The 7,126-nt window shown below is 68.8% G+C and carries 6 protein-coding genes and 2 pseudogenes; 5 read left to right on the top strand and 3 right to left on the bottom strand.

What is annotated here, in order from left to right; all coding sequences use genetic code 11:
- From JL475_RS37540 to JL475_RS37525, 4 genes and pseudogenes are all read left to right on the top strand, one after another.
- Positions 1-328: pseudogene (locus JL475_RS37540) on the top strand (aspartate aminotransferase family protein); the annotation flags it as partial.
- A 507-nt stretch (positions 329-835) separates the two neighbouring features.
- On the top strand, positions 836-1,300 hold the full coding sequence (locus JL475_RS37535; protein ID WP_202282693.1) for a hypothetical protein: 465 nt from the start codon (positions 836-838) through the stop codon (positions 1,298-1,300).
- 68 nt (positions 1,301-1,368) lie between these two features.
- Positions 1,369-2,202 (top strand): transposase family protein, encoded by an 834-nt coding sequence (locus JL475_RS37530; protein WP_202282692.1) that lies wholly within the window; start codon positions 1,369-1,371, stop codon positions 2,200-2,202.
- A gap of 388 nt (positions 2,203-2,590) precedes the next feature.
- On the top strand, positions 2,591-3,625 hold the full coding sequence (locus JL475_RS37525) for an IS630 family transposase (RefSeq protein WP_202282691.1): 1,035 nt from the start codon (positions 2,591-2,593) through the stop codon (positions 3,623-3,625).
- Here the strand turns inward: JL475_RS37525 and JL475_RS37520 are convergent.
- Positions 3,622-4,218 carry an ALF repeat-containing protein gene (locus JL475_RS37520; protein ID WP_202282690.1) on the bottom strand — a complete coding sequence of 199 codons (597 nt, stop codon included), beginning with the start codon at positions 4,216-4,218 and terminating at the stop codon, positions 3,622-3,624. The two genes, JL475_RS37525 and JL475_RS37520, sit on opposite strands and share 4 nt — an antisense overlap.
- Positions 4,219-4,698: 480 nt before the next feature.
- A complete protein-coding gene (locus tag JL475_RS37515) occupies positions 4,699-5,118 on the bottom strand; it encodes a hypothetical protein (RefSeq protein ID WP_202282694.1) in 420 nt (139 codons plus the stop codon).
- 108 nt (positions 5,119-5,226) lie between these two features.
- On the opposite strand from JL475_RS37515, the pseudogene JL475_RS37510 reads away from it, so the two are divergent.
- Positions 5,227-5,517, top strand: a pseudogene (locus tag JL475_RS37510) (IS6 family transposase); the annotation flags it as partial.
- Positions 5,518-5,577: 60 nt separating this feature from the next.
- Here JL475_RS37510 and JL475_RS37505 read toward each other — a convergent pair.
- Positions 5,578-7,126 (bottom strand): MFS transporter (locus tag JL475_RS37505; RefSeq protein WP_237409389.1); only part of this gene is annotated, 1,549 nt, incomplete at its 5' end.

Genomic DNA, 7,126 nt, shown 5'->3' with positions numbered 1-7,126 from the left:
CATCGCAGCGTATGGGGCACAAGGCCTGCAGCAGATCGTCAGCAACAACATCGACAACGCTCGACGCTTCGGTACAGGCATCGATCGCCTCGAGGGTGCTTGGCTGCTGGCACCCGTCCAGCTCAACGTCGCCTGCTTCACCACGGACCGAGATCCGGCCCTGGTCCTGGCCGACCTTAACGACCGTGGAAAGGTATTCATGACGCCCTCGGTTCTGCACGGGGTCCCATGCATCCGCGCCGCCTTCAGCAACTGGCGGACCTCCGACTCCGACGTCGACCTGGCCCTCAGGGAACTGGCCGCAGCGCTTGCCCCCTCCACAGCCTGAGTCCGGCAACGGTCTCACCGGGGGAAACCCACCCGGCCGACATGAGGCTCCGGGACGCCGCTGGGGTGTGTCAACTTAACGGCTCTGGCCCACATTCGGTGGTAACCGAGCGTCACGTTCGTCTGGGCCCGGATCTCGCAGCTCATGGAGAGGACGACGGCTGCGTCCGGAGACGAGAGTCCCGCCTGGCAACCGCGAGCACCCCTCCGACCTGCGTACTCCACCGTCAGCAACCATGGCCACAAAGCGTCACCACCGAATGTGGGCAGAGCCAACTTAACGGCTGATCTTGGTTGTTGAGTTGACACACCCCAACCTCACTGAAGATCCACCATCTTGAAGTCACTGGTCACGGGGCTGGTGTGAGTCGTTGATCGTGTGCTCGTGCTGGTCGAGGGTGCTTGTCGGACCTCAAGATCGTCTGCCGTTTCGGCGATGACGAATCTGTGGATTCTCCGGCGCGTGTGAGGCGGATATCCGTACGATCCGGGCGGGAGGTACATCAAGGTGGCTCAGGACGCGGAAGCGGACCTTCGTGAGCTGATCACGGTCCGCAGGGCCGAACTGGAGTTGCAGGCAGAGAAGTTGAGCCAGCAGTTGCGGGAGGTCCGTGACGAGCTGGAGGAACTCGCTGTCGCCGAACGAGTCGCGCGTCGGCTGGCCGAGCAGGCGCGCGCCGAAGCCGAGCGGCCCGTGACGCCGCCCGCCGGGCAGGTCGCGGGCCGTGCGGTACTGGCGGTGCCGCAATGCGAGCGGGGCATGGACGAGACGGTCCTGCCCGCTGACTACCAGCGGATCATGGGCGTGGTGCGGCGGGCCGACGGACCGGTCATGGTGAAGCAGGTCTGCGGTGAGCTGGTGATCTCCTTGGAGCCGGCCCGTTCGGAGGCGATGCGCGCGAAGCTGAACCGGCTGGCCGAGCGGGGCTGGCTGCGCAAGCTCGCGGACGGGAAGTTCACCACCACACTGTGAACACGGGCGGGCGCGACGGCCTGCGTCCTGGCCGTAACGTCCGTGCCCCCGGCGGCAGTTGATGTCGTATGCGAAACAAGACCAGCTCCGCCAGGGGCACTGAGACGGTTGTCTACCAGTCGAGCCTCACCCTGTCCACGGCCACCCTGGCCTTCCTCGGCGACCTGCTGCGCGGACACTTGAAGAAGATCCACTCCAGGTGGCGCAAGCTGCCGCCCGGACGGATCGCCACGATCGTCCTCGCCGTCCTGCGCCATGACCAGCGGCTTGCCGACATGGCGGGCGGCAACAACATCTCCGCGACCACGGTGCGCCGCTGGGTGATGGAGATGATCGAACTGCTCGCCACGCGGGCCGAGCGCCTGGACCGCGCATTGAAGAAGGTCACCCGAAAGGGTGGCCACGTCGTCCTGATCGACGGCACTCTGATCCGCACCCGGCGCCGCACCGGAACGGACAACCGCCGCAACTACAGCGGAAAACACAAGGCTCACGGCCTGCTGTTCCTCGCGCTCACCGACGACCGGGGCCGGCTCCTGTGGATCTCCGCGGCCCGCCCGGGACGCTCCTCGGAGATCACCACCGCCCGCTACAACAAGCTCGTCGAGCGCCTGCGCGCCCACGAGTTGGGCGCCATCGGCGACCTCGGCTTCACCGGCCTGGACGACGACCCGGACAACCCGGTGGTCATCACCGGTTACAAGGCCGCCCGCACCAAGCCCCTCACCTCGGCGAAGAAGCAGGTCAACAAGCTGATCGCGTCCGTCCGCGCGGTCTGCGAACACGCCTTCGCGCACCTGAAGAACTGGCGCATTCTCGCCAAGCTGCGGCTGTCGCCCCGCTACGCGACCACGCTGCTGCGGGCGCTACTCGTGCTGACCCGCACCGAAGTCGCCCCCTGACAGACGATCTTGGGAGCAGGCAACCGCCCACGACCAGTACGAGTGCAAGAACGCCGACTCACACCAGCCCCGGTGACCTGCAGATTCGAAGTTGGTCGATCTTCACTCGATTCCTCGGGCGCCAGTCTCCTGTACAACGCGAAGGCGTACGGCTGGGGAAGCTTCAGCTCTCTTTGTTCCCCACCGCCGGAGCGCCGACCCGTTGGGGCCGGCGCTGGGATGGCCTTTCCGGCGCGGTTGCGGATCTAAGCGGATGACCTGAAGTTCTGCGTGGAATCTGGGGCGGCGGCGTCGGCCGAGCGCGATGGCCCCGATGGCACGAAAACCTCGCCGGGTGTTGCATCGACGTTGACCAAAACGTGGCAAACCCGACGAGGTCAAGGTCAGTATGCGTCCGGCATCCGTGTTCGCCAACCCTTCCGGTCCGGCGTACCAGTATCTGTACCACCTGCTGCATCACCGCTGGCGGGAGGCCGCCCGCGTCGTGATGGTGCTGCTGTCCGGGGCCGGCCTGACCGCGGACGAGATCGGCGAGCTGCTCGGCTGCCACCCGGCCACGGTGCGCCGCTGGATCCACCGCTACAACACCGACGGCGCCCCGGGCCTGGCCGACCGCCCCCGGCCGGGGCGGCCCCGGCTCGGCGGGCCGAGGCTGGGCGAGCGCATCAGACGGCTGCTGACCCGCCCCGGCCCGTGGACGATCCGCCGGATCCACCACCGCCTGGGCCGGCCGAAGATCAGCTCGCGCACCGTCCACCGGCGCACTCGCGAGCAGGCCGCCTGGCGCCGCCCCCGCCTGACGGCCAGGGGCGACCCGAACCGGCGGCGCACCCTGGCCGCCGTGCGCCGGCAACTGCGGGCCCTGCCGCCCGGGTCGGCGGTCCTGGCCGAGGACGAGACCCACCTGCACCTGCTGCCGCACATCCGGGCGAGCTGGATCCCGCGCGGCACGCGGCAGCAGGTGGCCACCCCGGGAAAGAACCGGCAGACCACCGTCTTCGGCGCCCTGGAAATGACCACCGGCGCCTGGCTCTACACCCTCTCCCGCCGCAATACCGCCGCGTTCATCGCCTTCCTTCAGCTGCTGCTGACCGCCTACCCCGACGCCCCGGCCGTCGCGGTGCTCTGCGACAACGACAGCATCCACCACGCGAAGGCGGTGACCACCTACCTGGCCGACCACCCCCGCCTGCGCCTGCTGTTCGGCGCCCGCTACAGCCCGCACGACAACCCGGTCGAGCGCATCTGGGCCGCACTGAAGGCCCACCTCGCCAACACCGCCGTCACCTGGCCCGGCCGCCTGCGCCAGGTCCACGCCTTCTTCCGGCAGCGCTCACCCACCCAGATGCTGACCACCGCCGCACCCTGGGCCTCGCCCTGGCTGCCGAGGCATTACGCGCAGAACTTCAGGCAAGCCGCTTAGCCGTCCACCTCGTACTGCCCGACCTCCAGGAAGTACCGCAGCTCCTCCGGCGTACCGTCGATGGCCTCCTCGGCAGCCGCACGGAGGGCGTCGCTGATAGTCAGGTCGGCCAGGATGCGGAAGATGGCGACGCGGTCGTCCTCGGCCTGGGCAAGGCGGTAGCCGGTCTCCAGGAAGGCACGCAGGGCCTCCGGACTCCCGTCATCGAGAACCTTGTTGACTTCCCGGATGACCGCCTTGTCACCGTTCTGGTTCGCCAGGTGCAGGATGCGGAAGATGGCGACGCGGTCGTCCTCGGCCTGGGCGAGGCGGTAGCCGGTCTCCAGGAAGGCACGCAGGGCCTCCGGACTGCCGTCATCGAGGGCCCTGTTGGCCTCCCGGACGACCGCCATGCCGCTGTCCTCGTCCGCCAGGATGCGCAGGATCGCGATCCGGAGCTCCTCCTCCGACATCTCGTCCACCGGCGTCTCGGACGTGGCCGTCACAGTCGTCGACGTGGCCGTCGAGCCGGTGGCGAACGCCGGGGTGGTGAACAGGAGGGCCGGCGTCAGGGCGGTGGCCACGACGAGCAGAGCAGCGCGGGTCGGTCTCATGGGTGTGCCTCCGTGGTCGAGCAGTCGGTGCGAAGATCCTCGCCACTGTGTGCCACAGAGATGAATTCCGGGAGTCGGCAGTCTTATCAACTGGTCTTTGTCGTCCGCGCAGTTGGTCAGTCGCGGGCCGGGCCGGCCGGCTACCAGTGCGCCCTTCGTCTGCCAGGCCGATCCCGACCATGCGCATCGCTGGAGTCTCTGGCAGGTCATCGAGTGCCTGGCTGCGACCTCTCGGCTTCATGCCGGCAGACCACCTGGGGGCTATCGCCTCATGACAGTGGAATTCGGTACCGGTGTCAGCGGCGGACAGCCACTCGCCCCCACCGCGGCCAGCGGGAAGACGGCCGACGGCGACTGTCGGCCACTTCACTGACACGAAGCCGACACATCGCACTGTGCCGGCAGCCCAGCCGGCCGGGCGTCTCGTGGGCGGAGTGTTCCCGGGCGAGGCGGCTGGACCCCTGGGTCTGCGGGCTTTCCTCAGCGCGTGCCGGTCGTCGCCGTGCTGTAGGCGTACAGGGCGACGACGCCGACCACACAGGCGAGGACCATCCAGGAGACCAGGCTCATCCGTCTCCCCTTACGCCCGGGCCGTTGCGGCTTCCCGGACCGCCGGGTTTGGCCGGGAGCCGCCGGGGCGGGCGGGGCGGCGTCGGCGGCGGTCTCGGCGAGCAGGCGGCGGCAGGCCGCGGCGAGCTCGCCGGTGCCGGCACCGAGCGGTACGAGCGTCTCCGAACGCGCCGGAGCGGTGGTGCCGCCGTCGAGGATCCGGCCCGCCCGGAGCAGGATCTCGTCCCTGCGGCCCGAGGGGGCCAGACTGATCCAGCGCTGCACATGCTCTCCCCGGATGACCACACCCCCGGCCCGGTCCCGGTACACGGTGTGCCGACGCCAGAGCATGTCTGCCAACTGCGTCGCGGTTTCTCTCAGTTGGGCGCTCAAGACCCGTCCCCCAGAGCCGTACGGTCAAGCGAACGGGAATCGTACTGCAGCGTCTCTGTTTGCCTCGGAGCGGCCCACCGCGAGGTGAGGCCCTCGGTCGGGCACCGCTGTCCCGAGGGCCTGAACAACCGGGCCGAGAACAGTCACCAGCCCACCCGGCAGCGCGAGCGCGCCATGAAAGACTTGCGCTCGATGGGTGCCACACAGCGGTTCCTGGCCGCGTTCAGCGGCATCTCACCCCACTTCCGGCCCCGCCGCCACCTCATGACCGCACCCGAATACCGCACCGAGATGATCACCCGCTTCGCCACCTGGGACCAGACCACCGGAACCACAGACCGACCCGCCGCAACCTGAATCACCGTCACCATCACGGCCAGCCCCGTCCCGAAACCGCGCGCATCCCCAAGTACTCGCTCAACCTGACAACGCCCGGTCGAGGCTTGTGATGCCGGAAGGGCGGCGGGAGGCTCGATGCTGGGCCACGGTGAACAGTCCCAGGGCCAGCAGCGCGCCGGTCAGGAGCACGACTGCGCCGATGGCGACAGCGTGGGTGACTGCGTCGGTGAAAGCGACACCGGTGGCAGCTTGCGGAGACATACGGGGAGCGGTGGCGAGCCGATCCTCGAAACGGGTCGTCATGAGCGTGCCGAGGATGCTGGTGCCGAGGACCGCGCCGACTTGGCGGGCTGCGTTGACGGTGCCGGCCGCCATCCCCTCCTTACCGGCTGGCACGTGCCCGGTCGCGAGGACCGTGGACGGGGCGTTCGCGAGACCACAGCCGAGCCCGAACACCACGAGCGCGGGGGCGTAGTCGGTGAAGGTGTCGGCCGGGCTGACGTCGGCAAAGAGTGCGGCGCCGGCCGCGGCGAGCAGCAGCCCGCCGATGACCAACGGACGCGGACCGAGCCGACGCACGAGAATTCCGGCGAGTATCGACCCAGCGATGAAGGTCCCGAACTCGGCGAGCAACTCGACGCCGACTTGCAGCGCGGTCAGCCCGCCGACGCGCTGCATCCACAACACCTGGAGCAGGGAGACACCGACGAAGCCGAACAGCACGGTTGCGGCCAGCAGTAGCGAAGCGCTGTACGTAGGGTCGCGCATGAGCCTCAGGTCGAGCATCGGCTCGCGGTGGCGCAGCTCGACCAGGACGAACAACCCGAGGGCGACCAGCGCGGCCAACGCGGTGATGAGCGAGCGGCCCCCGCCGAAGCCGTTGTTGCCGCCCTCGATCAAGGAGTAGATCAGCGCGCCCATTCCTACGGCACCAAGCGACAGGCCTGACGGGTCGAGGCGATGGCCGGGTGCGCGTGACTCCGCGACGAACGCGAGTGCCACGACCCCGGCCAGCGCGGCAACGAATGGATTGAACCAGAACGCGGCATGCCAGGACCAGGACCGAAGGGCCAGGCCGGCGATGATCGGTCCGATCGCCAACCCGAGTCCGGAGGCGGCGGCCCATGCCGAGATGGCGCCTGCACGGCGCTTCGGGTCGGCAAACTGGTGAGTGATCAGGGCCAGCGAGCTCGGCGTGATCAGCGCGCCGCCGAGCCCGGCGACTGCCTGTCCGACCAGCACGGTCGAAAGGCTGTCGGCGACTACCAGGACAAGTCCACCGCCGGCCATCGCGACAACGCCGGCCAGGAAAACTCGCCGTCGGCCGTGCCTGTCGGCCAGTGCTCCCGCGCCCAACACGAAGGTGGCCACGACGAGGGTGTAAATGCTCGGAATCCACACCAGGTCGGCGGTGGCGATGCGCAGGTCGTCTTGTACGGCACTCAGCGTGCCGATTGTCTGGGTGGTTTGGACGAACACCGTGAACAGTCCGAGGCAGGCCGCAACGAGCACCGCAGCATCCTGCGAGCGAACGGGGGTGGCCGGTTGATCATCTAGGGCCTGTTCGGGGTCGTGATCTCGGTTCCGATGCCCGCATCCGGCGAGGGCGGCCGAGCTGGTAGAACAC

It is taken from the genome of Streptomyces sp. M2CJ-2 (assembly GCF_016757295.1).
Taxonomy (GTDB): domain Bacteria; phylum Actinomycetota; class Actinomycetes; order Streptomycetales; family Streptomycetaceae; genus Streptomyces.
Note: the sequence above shows the minus strand (reverse complement) of the source record. Positions and strands in the feature narration are given on the sequence as shown.